This is a genomic window from Nocardia sp. NPDC004604 (genome assembly GCF_040609795.1).
In the GTDB taxonomy this organism is placed as follows: Bacteria; Actinomycetota; Actinomycetes; order Mycobacteriales; family Mycobacteriaceae; genus Nocardia.
In genome coordinates this window covers 1-22,906 of sequence record NZ_JBEXLC010000112.1, presented here as the reverse complement: position 1 = coordinate 22,906, position 22,906 = coordinate 1, and the positions used below count along the sequence as shown (strand labels likewise).

Sequence of the window (22,906 nt, the reverse complement as noted above, 5' to 3'; positions counted from 1 at the left end):
CCTTCGCCGTCGCTGGATCGTCGCGTCACAACCACTCGTGCAGGACCTCCGCGATACGCCGGAGCGCCGCATCGGTGGTCATCCGCCAGTGTGTCGTGGCAATCGGGTGGTTGTGCACGGAACCCGCCACTGCGGCCGACCAGGTCGCGGCGCCGACGGAACCCGTCGGATCATCGTGGGCCGCGGCGAAGTAGACGAGGTCCCCGCCGAAAGACCGCGCACGATATGCCGCGCTGAGAGCCGCCGAACCGATAGCCGCGCTCACGACCCGTTCGATCCGCGCGGCCCCGAAGGATGCGAACGGCTCGGGGAGCGTGCTCAACCGCTGTGCCAGCTGGGTCACTTCCACGGTTTCGTCCAGGCCGAATTCCGCGGCCTGATCGCCGAGCAGTCCACCGAGCAGTTCCGGCGCCGTTACCTCGATCCCCGCGAGGGTGGATTCGGCGGCGGTGTCGAGTAGTCGACTGTCCATCATGCCCAGCAGCGCGACCTGCGCGCCCTCGTCCTGGAGTTGGACGGCCATGGCATGCGCGAGCACACCGCCGAGTGACCAGCCGAGCAGGTGGTAGGGACCCGCCGGTTGCACCGCACGAACGTGTTTGACGTAGAGCCGCGCCCAATCCTCTATCGAATCCGGCAGTGGGGCCGCCGAACCCAGCGCGGGTGACTGCAGACCGTAGATGGGCCGATCCGCCTCGAGGTGGGCCGCCAGCCCGGCGAACGACCACGCGATGCCCCCGATCGGATGGATGCAGAACAGTGGCTCGGCGGTGCCAGAGGTTCGCAGCGGCAACAGCACATCGAATGCCGCGTCGGCACCGGCACCCTCTGCGCCCCGCGCACGCAACTCCGCGACGATGCCCGCCGGGGTGGGGGCGGTGAACGCCCACATGACCGGAATCGTTTGGGCCACCGCGTCGCTCAACCGAGCCGTCAGCTTGGTCGCGATCAGCGAATTTCCGCCGAGTTCGAAGAAGTTGTCATCCAAGCCGATGCGATCGAGACACAGTACCTCCGCGAAAATCTCGCAGACCATGGTCTGCAGCGGTGTCGTCGGTGCGCGGTAGGCGCGGGTCGCGAGTTCCGGTTCGGGCAATGCCGCGCGGTCGAGTTTGCCGACCTGGGTCAACGGGACGTCGTCGAGGACCACGATCGCCGCGGGCACCATATGCAACGGCAAGGTCCGTGCGGCCCAGCGGATCAGCCGATCCGGATCGATCACCCGGTCCGGGGCGGCAACCACGTACGACACCAGAACCGCTGCCCCAGTGGAATTCTCCCTGCCCACCGTGACGGCGAAATCCACTTCCGCATGGGCGGCCAGTACCGCGTCGATCTCGCCGAGTTCGATTCGGAAGCCACGAATCTTCACCTGGAAATCGGTACGGCCCCGGTAGTTGAGCTCGCCGTCGGCATTCCATGCCACTAGATCGCCGGTGCGATACATCCGGGCACCCGACTGGAACGGGTTGGCGACGAAACGATCCGCCGTCAGGTCAGCGCTACCGAAGTAGCCCCGCGCCAACTGCACTCCGGCCAAGTACAACTCACCCGCGACGCCGACCGGAACCGGCCGCAACCGCGAATCCAGTACATACACCTGACTGTTCCACACCGGCCGACCGATCGGCACGGCCGGTTCATCGAACGGGCCCACCTGATGGCTGGTGATCGACACCGCCGCCTCGGTCGGGCCGTACAGGTTGTACAGCGCTGTCTCCGGCGCCGCCGCCTCGAAACGGCGCGCCAGCGCGGCAGGCAGGGTCTCGCCGATGGCCAGCACCCGACGTAACGAATCCGGCAGCCGACCCGTCAGTAATGCGTCCAGCATCGACGGCACCGCGTGCAGCGTGGTCACGCCCTCACGTGCCATCAGTTCGTTGAGGTACACCGGGTCGCGGTGGCCGTCCGGCGCGGCGATCACCAGGCGACCGCCGCAGACCACGGCCGACCAGAATTCCCACACCGACAAATCGAACGTCGCCGCCGTCTTCAACAACACCGCGTCATCGATCGTCAATCCGAATTGCGCTGTCTTCCAGACCAACTGATTGACAATCGCGCCGTGTGAGACCGCGACACCCTTCGGGCGGCCCGTGGAACCCGACGTGAAGATCACATAGGCCGCGTGCTCGGCGCGCAGCGGCGCAATCCGCTCACCGTCGGTGATCGGGGCCGCGTCCACCGCGGACAGGTCCAGTCGATCCAGCAGCACCACCGGCGCGGCGGAGGTCCCGAAACCCGCATCGGCATTCGTCAGTACACAAATCGGTGCGGCCGTCCCCAGAATGTAGTCGGTGCGCTGCGCGGGTTGATCCGGATCGACCGGCACGTACACACCACCGGCCTTGCTCACCGCATACATCGCGACGACCAGATCCACCGAACGCCGAATAGCCAACGCCACCCGCGACTCCGGGCCGACACCCAATGAAATCAAGTACCGCGCAACCTTGTTCACGCGTCCGTCGATCTCACCGTAGGTGATCGGAGTACCATCGGCAGCAACGAGCGCCGTCGACCCCGGTGTGGCAGCGACAGTCTCGTCCAGCAACGACACCAACGTGGTGGCCGTATTCACCTGGTGCGCGGTGTCGTTCCACCCCGCGAGGATCCGTGCACTTTCTTCGGTCGCGAACAGATCGATCGCATCGACCGGTACCCGCGGATCCGCGATCACGGCATCCAGCACCCGCACGAACCGGTCCACGAAACTCTGCACCGTCGACTCGTCGAACAGGTCCGTGGCGTAGGTGAAGTAGCCGCCGATACCCGTCGGCACTCCGTCCTCGTCGTAGCTGTCGGCCATGATCACATGCAGATCGAACTGCGACAGCTGTCGATCCGTTTCCAACCCCTCCACGGTCAAGCCCGGCAACTCCATCCTGGCCGGGGCCAGATTCTGGAACGACAGCCCCACCTGGAACAGCGGATGTCGCGCCGTCGAGCGCGCCGGATTCAGCACTTCGACCAACCGCTCGAAGGGCACATCGGCATGGGCGAACGCTTGGACGTCGATATCACGTTGCCGCGCAAGCAATTCCGTGAAACCCGCATCCGCATCCACCCGGGTACGGAAGACCAGGGTGTTGACGAACATACCGATCAGATCGTCCAGTACCGCCTCGCCCCGACCCGCTATCGGTGTGCCGATCGCAATATCGTCGGTGCCCGACAATCGGGCCAGCAACACTGCCAACGCGGTATGGACAACCATGAACAGCGTGGCACCCTCGGCCCGCGCCAGCCCTGCCAGCGCGGCATGCGCGCGCGCATCGATGCGCAGCTCCACTCTGCCGCCGGCGAACGACTGCACCGCGGGCCGCGGCCGATCTCTCGGCAACTCCAGCTGATCCGGCAGGTCGGCGAGGGCCCGCCGCCAGTAGGCGATCTGCTCGGCCGCCATCGACCCCGGCTGGTCCTCACTGCCGAGCAACGCACGTTGCCACACCGTGTAATCCGCGTACTGCACGGCCAACGGCGACCAATCCGGGGCCTGCCCCAGCGCGCGAGCCGCATATGCCGACGCCAGATCACGCGTGAGAGGACCACCGGAGTAGCCATCACCCGCGATGTGATCGACGACCATGGCCAGCACGAATTCGCCGGCCGCGACCCGGAACAGCACGGCGCGAACGGGCACCTCGGCAGTCACGTCGAAACTCGTCGAAACCAATTCCAGCACAGCCGATTCCACCTCGGCGGCACCGACGGTCCTGACCTCCAGCCGCGGCACGACGGAGTGTCCGGGAGGCAGGATCACCTGCACCGGATCCGCTGCGCCCGAGTCACCGACCGCTGGCTGCGGATATACGGTTCGCAGGATCTCATGTCGCACAACGACATCGGTGAAGGCCTGCCCCAGCGCAGCGATATCCAGATCGCCTGTCAAGCGGATCGCGACCGGAATGTTGTAGGCGGTCGAGTCGGTATCGAACCTGTTGAGGAACCACATCCGCTGCTGTGCGGGCGAGAGCGGAATACGTTCCGGCCGTGGGCCCGCGACCAGGGCGCGGCGACTCCCGGTACCGGTGAGCTGCGCCACCTCCCGCGCACAACCCGCTACGGTGGGCGCGGCGAACAGCACACGCACCGGTACCCGGGAATCCAGCGCGACGCCGAGGCGAGCTGTCACCCGCGTGGCGAGCAGCGAATTGCCGCCCCGCTCGAAGAAATTGTCATCGGCGCCGATCCGCTCGACGCCGAGCACCTCGGCGAAGATACCGGCCACGGCCCGTTCCGCCATCGTCGACGGTTCCCGGTAGGTGCGCGCCGCGAACTGCGGTTCGGGGAGGGCATTTCGGTCGAGCTTGCCGACCGGGGTCAACGGAATCTCGTCGAGCACCACGACCGACGCGGGAACCATATGCGATGGCAGGCTCCGCGCTGCCCACCGCGCCAGGTGATCCGGATCCAGCGACCGGCCCAGCACATAGGACACCAGAACCGTGGCTCCGCTGGGGTTTTCGCGCCCCATGGTGATCGCGTAGTCCACGTCGGGGTGCGCGGCGAGCACCGCGTCGATCTCGCCGAGCTCGATGCGGAAGCCACGGATCTTGACCTGGAAATCCGTACGGCCCAGGTACTCCAACTCCCAGCCGGTAGCCACCTCGACCCATCGGACCAGATCGCCGGTCCGGTACATCCGATCGCCCGGCACACCCCATGGATTCGCGACGAAACGTTCCGACGTCGAGCCGGAACGCCCGTGATAGCCGCGGGCGAGCGCCGGGCCCGCCAGATACAGCTCACCGGTGACACCTGCGGGCACCGGGTGCAACCGCTCATCGAGCACCGCCGCCCACCCGCCGGGTATCGGACGGCCGATCGTTACCCGTTGTCCCGCAAGCAGAGTGGTGTAGGTGGCGCCGATCGTCACCTCGGTCGGACCGTATCCGTTGATGAAGCGGCGACCGGGCTGCCACCTGGCCAGCAGTTCGGGTGTGGTGGCCTCGCCACCTGCGGACACCACCTCCAAGTCGTCCAGGCTGGAGGGATCTACTGTGCCGAGCAGCGCCGGGGTGATGATCGTATGCGTCACCCGTTCGCCGCGCAGCAGGTCGTGCAGTTCGGTGCCGCCGACGATATCCGGTGCGGCGATCACCAGGGTGGCGCCGCTGTAGAAGGCGCTGGACCACTCCTCGACCGATTGGTCGAAACTCGGCGAACACACGTGCAGCATCCGATGTTGCGCCCCGAGTCCGAGCATGTCGACGGTGTGGCCGATGAGTCCACCGAGCCCGGCGTGGGTGACGGCGACCCCCTTGGGTAATCCCGTCGACCCCGACGTGTAGATCACATAGGCCGGATGCGATATGCGCAGCGGCGCACGGCGGTCCGCGTCGGTCACCGCGGCCGCCGAGTGGGCGGCGCAGCGAGCTAGCACCGCGGGATCATCGAACACCAGCCAATCCACCGCGTCGGGTAGATCGGCCTGCTGAGCGACCGTAATGCCCATCACCGCACCGGAATCGGTCACCATGTGCCGCACCCGGTCCACCGGATAGGTCGGATCGACCGGCAGATACGCGCCACCCGCCTTGGCAACCGCCCATACCGCGGCGATCATCTCGTACGAACGTCGCATCGCCAGCGCCACCACCGTCTCCGGCGCGACACCTCGATCGATCAGTACGCGCGCCAGACGCGACGACAGCTCGTCGAGCTCACCGTAGGTGTACGGCCGCCCGGCATCGCGCACCGCGACGCGATCACGCCCGAATTCGACTCCCCTGGCCAGCAGATCCGGCAGCAGCCCGACGGTAACCGGGGCGCCGCCGCCCATCCGGGTCAGCCACTCGTACTCGTCGTCGGCCAACAACGGCAGATCGCTCACCCGCGTCGTGGGCGTGTCCGCGATCCCCGCCAGCACTCGAACGAACCGCTGGGCAACCATCTCCGCCGTACCGTCATCGAAAAGATCACGCACGAAAGACATCTCGCCGCGTATCTGGGCCGAGTCACCATCGGCGGCCGAGATGGCCAGTGCCAGATCCCCGACCGCATCCGGCGGACTCTCGAACGACAGAGCCACCTGGAACAGGGGATGCCGACCCAGCGACCGCCGCGCTCCCAGCAGATCGACCAACTCGTCGAACGGAATACCGGCGTGCGCGAACCCTTGCAGTTCATCCCGGTGTGCGTCCGGTAGGAGGTCGACGAAGCGCGCGCACCGATCCACGCGGGTACGCAGCACCAACTCGGCTCGGTGGCTGCCCGGCGTCGGTGTCCCGATCGCGATGTCGTCGGTGCCCGATAGTCGTGCGAGCACTACCGCCAATGCCGTGCGCACCACCGCGGACCAGGTCACGCCCGCCGTGCGCGCGAGGCGTCGTAGACCCAGGTGCACCTCGTTCGGCACCGAGAACTCCACCCGCCCACGGACATCGGACCGTACCGCGATGCGCGGCCGCTGCGTTGGCAGCTCCAACCGATCGGGCAGCCCCGCCAACGCGGTGCGCCAGTACCGGGACCTGGTGATCGGGTCGTCCATTTCGGCGGCGAACAGCAGCACGATATCGGCCGCGGTACGGTCCGGTGTCGCGAGCAGATCGCCGAGCACGCGGCGCAGCCGATCGCCTACCGCCTGCGCCGTCGCGTCGGCGACGATATCGCGCCGGTACTTGACCTGCACCAGCGTGCGGGTATCCAGGAAGACCACAACGGTGATCGGATAGTGCGTGAAGTCGGCCCCGCGCATTTCCTCGATCCGCAACCCGTCGATGGCGCCGCTGGCCTGCTGTAGCCCCTCGGCGTCGACCGGGTAGGACTCGAAGACCAGCATCGTGTCGAACAACTCGCCACGGGGGATGGCAGCCGACGGAGCTTGCGTAGACGGCGGGGTGGGTGAGCACAGCGGGATGGCAGCCGACGGAGCCTGCGTAGTCGGCGAGGTGGGTGCGGACAACCCGGCGATGCGCTGGATCGCGGCGAGTCCTAGGTGGTGATGATCCAGCAGTGACGCCTGTTCGGCTTGCAACCCGTCCACCAGGGCCCGCACCGTCGTGTCCGGATCGAACCGGATCCGCACCGGGATGGCATCCACGAACAGACCGATCATGTCGCCGATACCGTCGAGTTGCGGTGGTCTGCCGGAGACGGTCGCGCCGAATACGACATCGTCGCGTCCGGTGCTTCCGGCGATGACCAGACCCCATGCCGCCTGTATCACCGTATTGGCGGTGACCTCGGCCGTAGCCGCGTACGCGGTGAGCGCCGAGGTCTGTGCGGTCGACAGCTCGAATTCACAGAGACCGAACCCGTCGCCAGTTGCCGCGGGCCACGCCAGTTCAGGGGCGAGCATGGTCGCGGTGGCGCCGGTCAACATGTCCGACCAGGCGCGTTCCGCGGCCACCCGGTCTTGCTGCGCGATCCACCGCAAGTAGTCGCGGTAGGGCCGGACCGGTGCGAGCAGTGACGTGTCGCCGCCGGTCGCGTACAGGACCAGGAGCTCCTTCATCAACAACGGCATCGACCAGCCGTCGAGCAAGATGTGGTGTCCGGTCAACACGAGGTGGCTGTGTTTGCCCACCCCGCCGACTCCGCAAGCTCCGTCGGCTGCCATCCCCCTGTGCTTACCCACGGCGGTGTACACGGTGAACCGCAGCAGCGGCGCCACCGCCGGATCGAATCCGCGCCGCCGCTCGGCAACCAGCAGGTCCGGCAGCTCGGCATCGGATACGCCGTCGACAATCTGCCACGGCACCTCGACCCCGTCCACCACCAGCTGCACCGGCGTCCCGTCGACCGTGGGTACGAAGGCCGACCGCAGGTTCGCGTGCCGGTCCAGAATGGTCTGCGCGGCTCGACGCAACCGACCCATATCCAGCTCGCCGGTCAGCCGCGCCGCCAGCTGGATGATGTAGGCGTCGGTCGAATCGTCGAGTAGCTCGATAAGCACCTGCAGGGAGCCCTGCAGCGGTGACAGCGGCAGCACATCCGACAGTCCAGGATGGTTCCGCCGCCACTGGTCCAACTCCACCTGCGAGACCCGCACCAGCGGCACATCCGACGGAGTCAGACCGCCGGCAGCCGGATCCTTCGAGTGGTCGGCAATCGCGGTGAGCGCGGCCAGCCAGTCCTCGGCCAGCTCCCGCACCGCCGCCTCGCCGAGAATCGCGGCGGCAAAGGCGAACGACGCCACCATCCGCGGGCCGTCCGCGGTATCGCTGACGAGCGTGTTGATGTCGATCACCGCGGACAGTGGCAGGTCCGGATTCGGCTCTGCGGCAACGGCTCCCAGTTCTCCAGTCGGCAACCAGCCGGCATCCGACAGGCCGTCGACCACCGCACCGGCGGAGACGCGGCCGAGATAGTTGAAGCTGATCTGCCCGAGATCGCCGGCCAGCGCGTCGGCGGTATCGGGATTCAGATGCCGCAGTAGGCCGAAACCGATGCCTCGATCCGGCACGGAAAGCAGTTGCTCCTTCACCGATTTCAGCACCGCGGCGGTCGCCTCGCCCCCGGCGAGGGCGGCCTCGGCGTCGATCCCGGACAGGTCGATGGCCACCGGACTGATGCTGGTGAACCAACCAACCGTGCGGGTCAGGTCAGCGCCGGGCACCGCGTCTTCCTCGCGACCGTGCCCCTCGAGCCGCAGCCGAGTGACCGGAGCATCGATACCGCGCCGCGCCCGCCAAGTACGCAGCGCCAGCGCCAGCGCCGCGAGCAAACTGTCGTTGGCACAGCCCTGATACAGCGCGGGAACCTTGGTGAGCACCGCGTCGGCGACCTCGACCGGAACCCGGATATCGAATACGCCCCTGGTCTGAAAGGTATCGGCGACTGGATCCAGCGCACGCGCGCCGAGCAGCGGATCCGGCGCGGCCAACACCCGCTGCCAATAACCGACCTCCTCGGCACGGTCTGTCGCAGCGGCCGCTTCCACCAAGGCGTGCGCCCAGCGCCGGAACGAGGTGCCGACGGTGGGCAGCGCAACCGGCTGCCCGGCAGTGCGCTGTGCCCACGCCAGCACCAGATCCGGGATCAGGATGCGCCACGACACACCGTCGATCGCATAGTGATGGACCGCGACGGCGACAGCATCGCGCGCATCGGGCCTGCGCAGCCACGTGAACGTGATCATCCGGCCCGCGGCGGGATCCAACGTGGCCAACGCGGAATCCATGGCCGCGTTGGCAATTCGGTTCAGCTCGGTCTGGTCGACACCAGCGGGCACCTCGACCTCGGCTACCAGCGCGTCGACCTCGACGGCACCACGCGCCAACACCTCGAACCGCCACGACCCGTCCACCTGCCACACCCGCGAGCGCAGCACATCATGATGATCGAGCACCGCGCCGACAGTGGCCAGCACACCTGCTCGATCGATTCCCTCCGGCAAGCCGAGCACCATGCTCTGGGCGAACCGACTGAACGAACCATTGGCGAGGAACCAAGCCAGCACCGGGGTCAGCGGAACCACGCCGACACCACCGCCGGGCAACTCCGCCAGAACCATTGCGGCCGACTCGTCACCAACCACGGCAACACGGGCCAACCCCGCGACTGTCTTGTGCTCGAACACATCCCGCGCGGTGAACACCATCCCCGCCGCCTTGGCCCGCGACACCAACTGGATCGACATGATGCTGTCACCACCGACCGAGAAGAACGAATCGTCCACCCCGACCCGCTCCACACCCAACACCTGCGCGAAGAGCTCGGCAAGCCGCGACTCCACCGCGCCGACTGGAGCACGCGATACCGTCGTCGTGAATACCGGCTCCGGCAACGCTTTACGATCCAGCTTGCCATTCGAAGTCAACGGAACCCGGTCCAGCACCACAATCGCCGCGGGCACCATATGCGAGGGCAGAATCTCCGCCGCATACTCCCGCAGCCCGACCGGATCCACGACCCGCCCCGGCGCCGCGAGTGCATACGACACCAACGCCGTTGCACCACCGGGCATTTCACGACCCAGCGTGACCACGAAATCGATATCGCCATGCCGGCCGAGCACCGCATCGATCTCGCCGAGCTCGATACGGAAACCGCGGACCTTCACCTGGAAATCAGAGCGACCCACATAGTCGAGCTGCCAATCCGCCGACGGATGGGCCACATTCCCCGCCCGATCCTCGGGCGCCGCGTACCAGCGCACAAGGTCGCCGGTGCGATACATTCGCGAACCCGGCCCACCCCAGGGATTGGCGACAAACCGATCCGCGGACAACCCGGCGCGGTTCCAGTAGCCACGAGCCAACGCGGCACCGGCCAGATACAGCTCACCCGCAACCCCGGGCGGTACCGGATTCAACCGCGGATCCAGCACGAACGCCGAGCTACCCAGAATCGGCTTGCCGATCGTGATGTGCTGCCCCGCAACCAGTTCCACATTCGACGACATGACCGTCGCCTCGGTCGGACCGTAGGCGTTGAACAACCGGCGGCCCGGCTGCCACTTGGCCAACAGCTCCGGGGTCAGCACATCCCCGCCCACGAAAAGCACTTCCAACTGGTCCACACCGGCCGGGTCGACCGTGCCGAGCACCGCGGGAGTGATGATCGTGTGCGTCACCCCCTCGGTCCGGAGCAACTCACCGAGCTCCGGTCCGCCCAGGACAGTCGACGGCACGATCACCAACGTTGCCCCGACCGAGAACGCGCACATCCATTCCATCACCGACGGATCGAAACTCGGTGAACAGATATGCAGGTACCGATGGTGCGGCTCGAGCCGGTACTGACCGACCGAATGTTCGACCAAACCGCTCAACCCGCCATGGGTTACCGCGACTCCCTTGGGCAAGCCCGTCGAGCCCGAGGTGTAGATCACGTAGGCCGGATGCTGCGTGCGTAACGGCACGATCCGCTCGCCATCGGTCACCGTGTCGGCGGACTTGCCGGCGCACAACACCGCGGTCGCCGGTGCATCCAGCACCAGCCAATCCACCTCATCGGGCAACCCGTCGACATACTCGGACTCGGTAATGCCCAGGGTCGCACTGGAGTCGGTCAACATGTGCCGCACTCGATCCGCGGGATGAGCCGGGTCGACCGGCAGGTGCGCACCACCGGCCTTGGCGATCGCGACTGCTGCCAGCACCATCTCGTAGGAACGGGGCAGCGACACCGCGACCGGCAGTTCGGGACCGACACCCCGATCGATCAACACTCTCGCCAACCGCGAGGACTGTTCGTCGAGTTCGCCATAACTGATCGACCGACCCTGGTATCGCACCGCAACCCGGTCCCGGCCCAGCGCGACTCCACGGGTCAGCAGGTCAGGCAGCAATCGGGGCGACCGCACATCGTCGTCGTGCACCCGGGTCAGCAGGGCCAGTTCGTCGTCGCCGAGCAGTGGCAGGTCACCGACCGGGTCCCCGGGTCGGTGCACCGCGGCCGCCAGCAGCCGGAGGAATCGCTCGGCGAAGACCTCCACGGTACGACGGTCGAACAGATCGGGCGCGAAGGAGAGGTTCGCGGCGATGCCCGCGCGGTCTCGGTTCTCCCGAATGTGCAGGGACAGATCGAACAACCCGCGGCCGATAGGAGTCCGATCACCAGCGGACAGCATCACCTGTACCAGCGGGTGACGCGCATCCGACCGGACCGGATCCAGTAATGCCACCAACCCGTCGAAGGGCAGGTCTGCTCGTGCGAATGCCTGTAGGGCAATGTCTTTCGCCTTCGCAAGCAGATCATCGAAGGAGATTTCACCCGGCACCCTGGTGCGCAGTACCAGCGTGTTGACCGATCCGCTCGTTTCGATAGGGGTGCCGATCGCGATGTCATCGGTACCCGACAGTCGCGCAAGCAGTACCGCGAATGTCGCGTGTACAACGGTGAACACCGTCGTGTCACGTGTCCGTGCGACCTGATGTAGCCGGTGCTGCAGATCCGCACCGATCTCGAACCCGACGCGGGCTTCCGTAAGGGAGGACACCGCCGGCCTCGGGCGAGCCGTGGGCAGGTTCAGCTCATCCGGAAGCCCCTCGAGCGCGGTGCGCCAGTAGCGCGTCTGCGCGATCAAATCGCCGCGATCATCGAAGATCCGATTGATTTCCGCCGGTGTGCGTTCCGGCGCCACAACGAATTCACCGATCAGCACCCGCAACCGCTCAGCGAGCGCCTGCGCGGTCGCGGTGGTGATCATGTCGCGCCGGTGCTGCACCCGCAGATGTAGTTGGCTACCCAACTCGACCTGGACGGCCACCGGATAGTGGGTGAAGTTCCCACCTTGGAGATCGACGACTTCCAGCCCATCGATCGTCCCATGGGCCTGCCGCAAACCATCGGTGTCGACGGGATACGACTCGAACGCCACCAGAGAATCGAACAATTCACCCACACCAGCGGCGCGCTGAATATCGGCCAACCCGATGTGATGACAGTCGAGCAGCGAAACCTGTTCGGACTGAAGTCCAATCAGCAGTTGCCGCACCGGCGCATCGGAGTCGACCCGAACCCGAACCGGGACGGTGTTCGCGAACAGGCCGACCATTTCGTCGACTCCGTCGACCTGCGGCGGCCGCCCGGAAACCACCGCGCCGAACACAACATCATCGCCGTCGACACAGGCCGCGAGCACCAGACCCCATGCTGCCTGGACCACTGTATTGACGGTGACCTCGGTCGCGGCGGCGAACGTCAGCAGCGCCGCCGTCTCCGCGGGTGACAGGTCGGCGGCGCAAACCCCGTGGCCATCGGCCGTCGTCGCGGGCGGCGGCATGGTCGCGGCCAGCCGAGTCGGTGTCAGACCTGCCAGCGCTCCGCGCCACCTCCGCATGGTGGCGTCCCGGTCGTATCGCGCCAGCCAGGCGAGATAGTCCCGATACGCCCGGACCGGCGGCAGCCGCGTCGAATCACCGTCGGCCGCATAGGAAACCAGTAGTTCCTTCATCAGCAACGGCATCGACCAGCCGTCCAACAGAATGTGATGCGCGGTCAACACCAGATGTACGCGTCCGGAGTCCGTGCGATACACCGTGAATCGCAGCAGCGGCGCCACCGTCGGATCGAATCCGAGGCGCGCTTCGGCGGCCAGTGCCGACGCCGGATCCGCCTCCGGTGTGTCGACAATCCGCCACGGAACCGCCAGACCCTCGGCGACGATCTGGACCGGAGTGCCCGCCGCCGAAGTTCCGAACGCGGCCCGCAGGATCATATGCCGATCCAGCACCGTTTGCGCCGCCCGCCGCAGGCGATCCAGATCGATCACGCCGGACAACTCCACGGCCAACTGCAGCAGATAGGGATCTGCCGAATCATCCGAAACCTGTGTCAGGAAAAGCAATCCGAGCTGCAGGGGCGACAGCGGCAGGACATCGACCAGACCAGGGTGCTCCCGCTGCCAGCTATCGAGCTCCCCCTGGGTGATCCGCACGAGCGGAACATCCGCCGGTGTCAGGCCACCGGCCGCCGGATCGTGTACATGTCCGGCAAGCATGGTCAGTGCGGCCACCCAGTACTCGGCCAACTCCCGCACGCAGGCCTCGTCGAGGATCTCGGACGCATACGCGAACGACGCATTCATCTGCGCGCCTGCGTCGGTATCGGCCACGACCGCGTTGATATCCACCACCGCGGCCGCGGGCATCGCCCGATCTGGGTCGGCCTCCGGGGTGCCCCAGTCGGCGGTCGGCAGCCAACTCCGATCGGTCAGCCCTTCCGGCACGTCGCTCGCGGAAATCCGGCCGAGATAGTTGAAGCCGATCTGGCCCAGCGGACCGCCGAGCTCATCCGCGGTATCGGTGTTGAGATAACGCAGCATGCCGAAACCGATGCCTTTATCCGGCACCGCGAGCAACTGCTCCTTCACCGCCTTGAGCATCGCCGCGGTCACGTCACCGTTGTTCCACACAGCATCGGCGTCGATTCCGGACAGATCGAGCACCACCGGATACATGCTGGTGAACCAGCCGACAGTGCGGTTCAGATCGGCACCGGCAACGGCGGTTTCTTCACGACCGTGCCCCTCGAGCCGTACTCGCGTCGCCGCGGCATCGACACCTCTTTTTGCCCGCCACGTGCGCACCGCCAGCGCCAATGCCGCGAGCAGACCGTCGTTGGCTCCACCGCGATACAGCAGCGGCAACTCGGTCAACACCGCATGGGTGACCTCGGCCGGCACCGCGACGGTGAAACGCCGCACGGTTGCCGCGGTGTCGACGCCCGGGTCGAGTGCCCGCGCGCCCAGCGGCGGGTCAGCGACGGCCAGCACCTGCCGCCAGTACGACAGCTCGCTGGTACGGTCCGCGGCGGTCGCCGCCTCGACCAGACCGTGCGCCCACCGCCGGAACGACGTGCCGACGCCGGGCAGGGTGATCCGGTGCCCACCATCGCGTTGCGCCCACGCGGTCACCAAGTCCGAGATCAGAATGCGCCACGACACGCCATCGATCACGTAGTGATGCGCGGCGATGATCAGCGCATCTCGGCCGTCCGGTCGAGACAGCCAGGTGCATGCGATCATCCGGGCCGACGCCGGGTCGAGCGTGTCCAGAGCGGAATCCATTGCCGCACTGGCAGTTCCGCACAACTCATCAATGTTCAGACCGACGGGCGTGTCGATACGAGTGAGCAGCGCGTCCACGTCCACCGCACCCGGCGGAAGAGTTCGGAGCTGCCATCGCCCGTCGGCAGACCACACTTGTGCGCGCAGCATGTCGTGGTGGTCCAGTACCGCGGCAAGCGTGGCCACCACACCGGCTCGGTCGATGTGCTCGGGTAGGGCGAGCACCATGTGCTGGGTGAACCGGCCGAACGACCGCCCGCCGGCCAGATAGGCGGCCAGCACCGGCGTCAGCGGAATCTCCCCGACACCGCCGCCGGGAAACTCCGCGAGCCTCGGCACGGGCTCGGCACCGACCACCGCGACCCGCGCCAACCCGGCCACGGTGCGCTGCTCGAACACATCCTGGGGGGTGAACACTATCCCTGCCGCACGGGCCCGCGACACCAGCTGGATCGACAGAATGCTGTCTCCACCGGCGGCGAAGAAGGAGTCTTCCGCCCCGACCCGCACGCCGAGCACTTGGGCATACAACTCGGCGAGCCGAGATTCCACGGCGCCCACCGGGGCACGCGACACCGCCGCCTCGAACACCGGCTCGGGCAACGCCTGCCGATCGAGCTTGCCGTTGGAGGTCAAGGGAATCTCGTCGAGCACAACGATCGCGGACGGCACCATATGGCCGGGCAATGCGGCTCCCGCGAAGCGCAGGAGTTCTCCGTTATCGATGGAAGTGCCGTTCTGCGGCAGCACATAGGAGACCAGTACGGTCGCGCCCGAGGGCGCGACCTTGCCGAGAGTCGCGGCATATTCGATATCGGGGTGATCGGTCAGTGCGGCGTCGATCTCACCGAGCTCGATACGGAAGCCGCGGATCTTCACCTGGAAATCCGAGCGGCCCAGATACTCGATTGCGCCATCGGCGATGCGACGCCGCACCAGATCGCCGGTGCGATACATCCGCGCGCCAGGGGTACCGGCTTGCGCGCCGAACGGATTGGCCACGAATCGTTCCGCCGTGAGCGCCGCCCGCCCCAGGTAGCCCTGCGCCAGCGCCGGGCCGGAAAGGTAGAGCTCGCCGGTCACTTCGGCGGGTACCGGCCGCAACCGCGAATCCAGCACCACCGCGCCGACACCCGCGAGGGCGGTGCCGATGGTGATCGGCTGCCGAGGCAGCAACTCGGAGCTGCCCGTGGCGAGAATGGTGACCTCGGTGGGTCCATAAGCATTGTAGAAAGACCGCCCGGCGACCGCCCACCGCTCGACCAGCCCGGGACCGAACGCATCACCCGCGACGACCACGACCCGCAACGCGTCGAGTCCGACCGGATCAACCGACTCCAGCGCCGCGGGCGTGATCAGCATGTGCGTGACCCGCTCACGACGTAACAGGTCGGCGAGTTCGGCGCCGCCGAACACCGTCGGCGGGGACACCACGAGCGTCGCGCCGGAACTGAAGGCCAGCAGCAGCTCGAGCACCGAGACGTCGAAGCTCGGCGAACAAACGTGCAGCACCCGCGAATCGCCATCGACCGCATAGCGCTGTCGCTGAGCGTTGACCAGCATCGCAAGACCTGCGTGGGTCACCACGACGCCCTTCGGGCGACCGGTGGAGCCGGAGGTGTAGATGACATAGGCCGGATGCTGTTCGGTCGGTGCGCACACCCGATCGACGTAGGAGATCGGATGTCCGGGCCGTGCCGCGATTCGCTCGCGGTGCAGCGGATCATCGATGTCGAGCCAGTAGATCCCGGTGCCGAGCCGCGAGCGATGCGCCGAGTTGGTCAGCCCCAGCACCGCCCGAGAGTCGGCGACGATGTATGCGCTGCGCTCCGGCGGAAGGGTGGGATCGACCGGCACGTAGGCCGCACCGGTCTTGGCAATAGCCCAGACGGCCAGGACCGATTCGATCGAGCGGGTGAAGCCGACGGCAATGACGTCGCCCGGGCCCACGCCCCGATCGATCAGTTCCCTTGCCAGTCGCGATGACGACTCGTCCAGCTCTGTGTAGGTGAGTTCGCGCTGATCAGCCGGTTCGCCGGTCGGGTTGTAGCTGATCGCGATCGAGTCGGCCGCGGATTCGACCGCGGCGACCAGCAACTGCATGAAGAGCGGGCTACTCGATCTGCGGCGAATTCGACCCCGAACAGTGCGACGAACCCTATCCATTCGAGTACTACAGTCCTCTCGCCTCTAGCCCGCAGGTTGTGCCGAAACCCACGAACCCGGCTGGAACCCGGCCACCGTTAGCGGACCAGTGTCGAACAAAGCGAGAAGGAATCGATTTTGGAGCATTTGTGCCCTATCAAATCACAGGCAGCGGCGTCATGATGTCACAACGGCTTCCGTCCGGGGCAGAGCACTTACCGGTTGCAGAATCATAGCTATCCTCGCCGCGCGGCCTGGAGGCCCGCCTGGAACCAGGGAATCGACGACTGAATCGCCACGGTCTGCAGGGTGCAACTCACCCCAAAGGCCGGGCCACCGAACAAAGGATCATCGAGGGCGCGGCCACCCATATGGGCAGCGACGAACCCGGTGAGGCGACCCTCGACGACATCCGGGCGATCATTGGAACCAGCAAAGGGCAGACGTTCCACTGCTCCCCGGGTGAGAAGGAACAACCTGCGGCGTCGTCGCCTTCGCGATCGCCTCGGTCGGGGACGGCGGCGACCTGAGCCTGCTCAGCGACTTCGAGGCGACCGGCTGGCCAGAATACAACTTGCGTCGGTCCGTTCCTCTACCGCGTGGTGCCGCCCCTCGGAGCGGCAGTGTTCGCCGAGCGAGCCACCTGCCAACGGTGACGCTCAGCCGTAGCAATTCGATCGTGGTGGGACGCCCGGGAGCAGAACCGGATATCGGCACGATGGTCGGCACCGTGCCCAGACCGGGCCTTGAATCTCGACAGGATCGACCTGTCCAGGATCGCCCGCCCTGCAAGGCCGTGTACTTCGCCATTACGCCGACGATCTCGCGGCGGATCGCCGTACGCCATGCGGCGACGGCGCGCCGGGCAGCGGCGGCAATCCGAACCAGGTCGCGCGCTGGCGCTCGTGCCACTCCCCTACCGAGCCCCCCAAGTCGCGCAGCACATCACGGACCGCTTGCCCGTGGCCGCCAACCCCGCCCGCTATGGCCCGCACCGAAAGGGCCAACTGCTGGCCGACGGTGAGCAGGTCACGCGGCAGTCGCATCCGAGCAACGACCTCCATCAGCGCACGAGCAGGGCGGGGTCTGCCACTGCCGCGCGGTAGAGCTCGACTTCGATCGCTGTCATCGCCTCGCCGCGGGCCAGACGAATTGTCCACTGGTACATATCGAGACATTCGCATTCACGTCGCCGCTCCCACGCCCGCAAGCGCCGGTCGAGCGCGCGCGGGTCGTCGAGTACCGGCGCGACGCTCTCGCCGAGCAGTCGTCCGTAGTGCGGTGCGTCCCGAATCCCTTGGGCGGTAACCGGATCCTTGAAATGCCCGGCGTCTCCCGGCAGTACCCAGCCCGGACCCGAGGACCGACGGAAGTAGGACGACAATGTCGGTGGCCGATCGAATTCGGCTGTGCAACTGACAGTTCCGCAGCCGATGCGCGAGTCCGGGAATCTCGGCGATCAGTTCACGGTAATGTTCCTCAGCCCGTCCACCGTTGGCCGCGTCCGACCAGCGGGCGGTTGAATCAAACACAACAGCAATCCGTCACACGGAAATGCGGTCCCCGGCGAGGCACCGGCCCGCCACTGAGCGGCAATCTGGCGCCGATCATCTTGCGCGTCTTCCCAATACGCGTAATAGACGCGCCGGCCGAATAGGCCGATCGCTCACCGGGAGCCAATCTTGCGAGCTCCATCACCGTGTCCGGCTGGCTGGATGCCGAGGGAAAAGTGTGGGTTCCGACCGGCCAGGGCTCGACAGCGCACGGCGGCCCGCGCGGTTCTGGTCGAGATCTGGCCGGTGCCGCCACGGTCCTGTAGTCGACCGGCTGAGCGCTCGCCCACCGGCGGAAGGCGCGGTGAGATCGGGAGTGGCGTCAGATCAACATCCGACAGGACACGGCAGGCAGTGACCGTCCCGGGCGCTGAGGGTCGGTTGGCTCACACTCTGCGTTTCTGCCGTCGATCCATGGGATGGTTGTCCGGTGAGATCAGGCTTATCGACGTGATCCGCTTGGCTCATCTACAGAAAAGAATGAATTAAGCAATGACTCAAGGCAGTGTGAAGTGGTTCAACGCCGAAAAGGGCTTCGGTTTTATCGCGCAGGACGGTGGCGGCCCTGACGTCTTCGTGCACTACTCCGCCGTATCCGGCTCGGGATTCAAGTCCCTCGAAGAAGGACAGCGCGTGGAGTTCGAGGTCGGACAAGGACAGAAGGGCCCGCAGGCCCAGGACGTCCGCGCTATCTGATCGACGCAGCTCGGTACAGCCCCGCCCCCTCAGGGTGCGGGGCTGTTGCGTGTTCCGGGGCAATGAACCAGGCCGCCGCCGCTGACCGTCCATCGGAGAAATGGCTTGATTCCAGCCGTACAGAATCGGCTCGAGCGCAACGGTTCCTTGGGGGCGCCATTTGATCTGAATGGTATTGAGGCTAAGTTGCCGTGGATCCCCACCGAGACGCAGTGGCTGGAGCTGCTGGCCGTGGCTGCCGAGGAGCCGATCCGCAACCGGGTGAAGCTCGCGCTGGCCTACGATGTGGCGCTGCGGCGAGAAAAGCTGTGTTCGCTGCGCACTGATGACGTTGATCCGGCTCATCGGACACTGCGGGTGCGGGCGGAACAACGAAGAACCGGCTCAAGCGGGTGGTGCCGCACAGTTCATGGCGCCTGCAGCCTGCGCAAGGTGGGTACGCCAGGCCCGGTCAGATCATCGAGATAGGCAGTGCGGCCGGCCATTGCCATGGTCAAGGCGATTGTCGTTCCGCTGACCACAGGGCCTGTTCGATGGCGAAGGGGCCGTCGGTCGCTTCGAGACGGAGCCCCTCGATCATGCTCCGGCTCGGAACCGTGAAGTCGCGGCTGGCGTAGAAGTGGGCAACTTCGGTAGCGGCTTCGATCGACGGTTCGCGCAGCATCCACAGTGGTCGTCGGCGTGGACGACCACCTCCCCGAGCCATGCCGCTGTATGCCCGGACGCCGCAGTGGTGCTGGTGACGACTGCTTGGAATCGCTCCAAGTCTCGGCCGCGGTGGTGCCACGTGCCCGGCCAGCTGCCGGTCATTGTGTTTTTCGAAATCGAAGCGGGCGCTGACGACTCTGACCAGCCAGCGCAGCCGGCCGTTACTTGCGCCCGCGGTCAGGTGAGCGACAACCGCCTCCACCGTCCACTGACCGCACAGCGATTGCTGCGCCCACTGGCTTTCATTCAGATCGGCGAGATCGTCGGCCAGAGCGGCACGTTCGGCGTGGGCCATGCCCCAGAGTGCGTCGCGAGAAATGGCACCTGACAGTGTGGTCGCCGCCTCCTGTTCAACGCATGACTCGATCCCCAACGCCGCTAAAAACCTTGTGCCAGAACCAGTTCGACTCGCTGAAATCAAGCTCAGGTAGCCTGGTCAGACCAGATCAACTACCCCTCCAAACGGGACAAGCCCGTCGCCGTCGATGCGTGTGAAGGTGATACCAATGCTGGACTACGGCCTCGACATGTCTGGTGTAGAGCGCGACCTTGCTCTACCCGACCTGGTGGCTGAAGGAGGTGAGCTTGACACCCTGGTAGCAGCGCAGACCGACTGGTCGAAGCCCACGCCGGCAGCGGGGTGGACGATCGCCCACCAGATCGCTCATCTTGCTTCGGCTGATGCGAACGTTTCTCATTGCTATACGGACCCCGCAGGCGTTCGACGCTGTACTGAAGCAGGCAGAAGCCGCAAGCAGTCAATACGCTGATCTCGACGCCGCCGCGGGCGCAGCCAAACCACGATCAGTACTGCTGGAACAATGGCGTACTGGTCGAACCGAGGTAGCGGCGGCGCTACGTGATGTTCCACTGGGCCATGGGTTTCCGTGGTACGGCTCGCAGCTGACCGCAGCGCTTATGGTGCCGCTTCGGCTAATGGGAACGTGGGCTCACGGGCAGGATATTTTCGATGCACTGGATGTGTCACGCCGTCCGACGAGTCGGCTCCGGCATGTGGCCTCGTTGGGAGTGATAGGACGAGAGCTGTCGTTCTATGCTGCCCAATTACCTGCTCCGGCAGAGCCGTTCCGTATCGAGCTGACTAGCCTCGACGGCCAAGCCTGGGTATGGGGCCCAGAAGATGCCCTGCAACGAGTTCAGGGCAGTGCCCTCGACTTCTGCCTTCGAGTCACCCAACGGAGGTCCCGAGCCGAGACCGATGGGGATGGGATGACTTGGCGTAAGTCGTTTACCGTGCTGGCCCAGTTCTCAAACCGATCTTATGCGGTTGGGTGAATCCGGTTCCAGCGCAACGTAAAACGTGCCAGCGAGACCCCCGAGACGAGTATGGGACGAGCGCGGTCAAGGCGGCCGGTATTCGTCGCCGCCATCTCGGCGGCGTCGAGACCGAGGACGTGGCCGCGGTCGCGGTCGGTCGCGCCGAGACCGTAGGCGGCCGAAATCGTGGCATACGTACGCAACACGCTCGCTCATCAGGACGAAAAGCGGTGTCGAACTCACCGACCGGAATTCCTTGTCCTGCTCGGCAGTTCGTTCGTCGAACCCGCCCGTCTGGCGGTTTCCACGCTCGGGCGGCTCGACGCGGCGGTGGCGGGCATCGGCGAGCAGTTCGACCACGCCCATATCGTGCGTATCGCCATCGCCGCGACCTACGCCGACCGGCTGGCTGGATGCCGTGCGGCACTGGAGAAAGTCGTCGAACACGGGCGCGCCGGGGGCACGATCACCTCGGCGATCGAAGCGTTCGTCCTGCTGGGCTACGACTGCGCCATGACCGGTGAATGGGACCGCGTACAGCCGATGACCGATGAAGGACTCACCCTCACCCGCCGATACGGATACCTACTACTCGGCGGCCTACTGCAATTCCAGCGCGCCTACGTCGCAGCCGCCCGAGGTGACGAGGAAATCGTGAATGCCTTGACCGACGAGATGACTCGATGGGCCGCACCCAACCGCGTCGGTCTGGTACTCCACTACGCCGCGCATGCGAAGACACTCACGGCGCTCGGGCGCGGCGACTTCGAGGCCGCCTACCGCCACGCCGCCGCCGTCTGCACCCCCACACCGTTCCGGGCCACGCACCCCACGCCCTGTGGATGATCCTCGATCTGGTCGAGGCGGCATCGATGCTTTGCGGTGCCTGTACAACCACGCCGAAGCCGATCAGTTGATCGGCCCGACCGACAACGCGGCAGCCAGGCTCGACAAACCGCGCGCCCTGCCATCTAACCGGCACGCTTTACACGAAGACCTTCTGGCGGAGATCTTTCGCGTCGCCGGTTCCACCGGTAACGACCCCGATCTGGACATTCTGCTGCTTCGGCTGCACATCGACCATCGAATATGTGACCCGCATCACGCAGTGATCCTCCACAATTGGTCCATGGTGAACGTATCCGAGGTTTCCGCTGGTGACGCTAGGCTGGCCAAGTTTCTCGAGGTGCATCACTGGGCGCGGATAGCCCGCCGCGGCGAGCTGGTCGACGCGCGCGAGCGGCAGATCCTGGTTGCGTTGGATGATGACGAAATGGTCGGTGCGCTGGCGTACGACATCGTCGGCACCGATTGCGAGATCGTGGTCATGCGCGCGTCCGATCAATGGGGCGGCGTGGGCACGGCGCTCATCGACCGGCTCGAGGAAGTCGCTCGCGGGCGAGGATGTTCACGCCTGTGGTTGGTGACAACGAACGACAACCTGGACGCGATCCGGTTCTACCAGAGGCGCGGGTTCCGACTGTCGGCGCTGCGCTGCGGCGCTGTCGACGAGGCGCGACGAACTCTGAAACCCGAGATTCCCGAATTGGGCACATACGACATCCCGCTGCGCGACGAGCTGGAGTTCGAGCGCGCCGTCGACTGATTAGGCGCACCATCGGCACGGTGACGCTCCACCGGTGTGAGTCGGTTGCCGAGTCGCGGTACCGTCCGGCAACGTGAGACCGAGGTTTGGCATCGTTGTCGCAGTTGCCGGGTTGATTCTGGCCGGTTGCGGGAGTGCTGCAGACGCGAATTCCGCACCGCCGGGTCCGAGGGGCAGCGCGGACGGGTTCGTGCATCCGGGCGCGTTGGTCGACCGAGCGCAGCTCGAATTCGTTCGCGATCGGGTCAAGGCCGGAGCGGAGCCGCGGATCTCCGCGTTACATGCGGCTGAGCAGAGCAAATACGCGGATCTGTCCGCGTCTCGTCGGCATCGACACGCCCCGCCGGGCACGAACCTGCGGCAACCGGACCAGCGCCGTCACGCCACCACTATTTCCCGATGACCAGCAGTTTTCGGTGTTGCAGGAGGTTGGCGTACTGGTCGATACCCCCTCCGGAC

General features: G+C 66.2%; 11 protein-coding genes. 6 read left to right on the top strand and 5 right to left on the bottom strand.

The genetic code is table 11. From position 1 onward, the window contains the following. Positions 1-25 precede the first annotated feature (25 nt). The 3 genes from ABZW16_RS31715 to ABZW16_RS31705 form a co-directional block, all read right to left on the bottom strand. Positions 26-16,564 carry an amino acid adenylation domain-containing protein gene (locus ABZW16_RS31715; protein WP_354959768.1) on the bottom strand — a complete coding sequence of 5,513 codons (16,539 nt, stop codon included), beginning with the start codon at positions 16,562-16,564 and terminating at the stop codon, positions 26-28. An 851-nt stretch (positions 16,565-17,415) separates the two neighbouring features. Then, positions 17,416-17,652: a hypothetical protein gene (locus ABZW16_RS31710; protein WP_354959767.1), complete on the bottom strand. Its 237-nt coding sequence runs from the start codon at positions 17,650-17,652 to the stop codon at positions 17,416-17,418. Positions 17,653-17,669: 17 nt separating this feature from the next. Further along, positions 17,670-17,990, bottom strand: coding sequence for a hypothetical protein (locus ABZW16_RS31705; protein ID WP_354959766.1), 321 nt, complete (start codon positions 17,988-17,990; stop codon positions 17,670-17,672). A 661-nt stretch (positions 17,991-18,651) separates the two neighbouring features. On the opposite strand from ABZW16_RS31705, the gene ABZW16_RS31700 reads away from it, so the two are divergent. Further along, complete coding sequence (locus ABZW16_RS31700; protein ID WP_327099590.1) at positions 18,652-18,855, top strand: cold-shock protein; 204 nt, start codon at positions 18,652-18,654, stop codon at positions 18,853-18,855. A 105-nt stretch (positions 18,856-18,960) separates the two neighbouring features. Beyond that, the gene (locus tag ABZW16_RS31695; protein WP_354959765.1) at positions 18,961-19,323 is read left to right on the top strand and encodes a tyrosine-type recombinase/integrase; all 363 of its coding nucleotides are present in this window, start codon (positions 18,961-18,963) and stop codon (positions 19,321-19,323) included. 25 nt (positions 19,324-19,348) lie between these two features. Here ABZW16_RS31695 and ABZW16_RS31690 read toward each other — a convergent pair whose 3' ends face one another. After that, positions 19,349-19,858, bottom strand: coding sequence for a maleylpyruvate isomerase N-terminal domain-containing protein (locus tag ABZW16_RS31690; protein ID WP_354959764.1), 510 nt, complete (start codon positions 19,856-19,858; stop codon positions 19,349-19,351). 211 nt (positions 19,859-20,069) lie between these two features. Between ABZW16_RS31690 and ABZW16_RS31685 the strand changes: the two genes are divergently transcribed. Then, positions 20,070-20,333 (top strand): maleylpyruvate isomerase N-terminal domain-containing protein, encoded by a 264-nt coding sequence (locus ABZW16_RS31685; protein ID WP_354959763.1) that lies wholly within the window; start codon positions 20,070-20,072, stop codon positions 20,331-20,333. Continuing rightward, positions 20,245-20,859, top strand: a complete 615-nt coding sequence (locus ABZW16_RS31680) for a maleylpyruvate isomerase family mycothiol-dependent enzyme (RefSeq protein ID WP_354959762.1) — start codon at positions 20,245-20,247, stop codon at positions 20,857-20,859. Before ABZW16_RS31685 ends, ABZW16_RS31680 begins: the two co-directional genes overlap by 89 nt. On the opposite strand, the gene ABZW16_RS31675 is transcribed toward ABZW16_RS31680, so the two are convergent. Then, positions 20,844-21,047, bottom strand: coding sequence for a hypothetical protein (locus ABZW16_RS31675; RefSeq protein ID WP_354959761.1), 204 nt, complete (start codon positions 21,045-21,047; stop codon positions 20,844-20,846). The genes ABZW16_RS31680 and ABZW16_RS31675 overlap by 16 nt on opposite strands. Here ABZW16_RS31675 and ABZW16_RS31670 point away from each other — a divergent pair. Beyond that, positions 21,028-21,687 carry a hypothetical protein gene (locus ABZW16_RS31670; protein WP_354959760.1) on the top strand — a complete coding sequence of 220 codons (660 nt, stop codon included), beginning with the start codon at positions 21,028-21,030 and terminating at the stop codon, positions 21,685-21,687. The genes ABZW16_RS31675 and ABZW16_RS31670 overlap by 20 nt on opposite strands. A gap of 67 nt (positions 21,688-21,754) precedes the next feature. Beyond that, entirely contained in the window at positions 21,755-22,447 is a 693-nt protein-coding gene (locus ABZW16_RS31665) for a GNAT family N-acetyltransferase (protein WP_354959759.1), read from the top strand. The last annotated feature ends 459 nt before the right edge of the window (positions 22,448-22,906 follow it).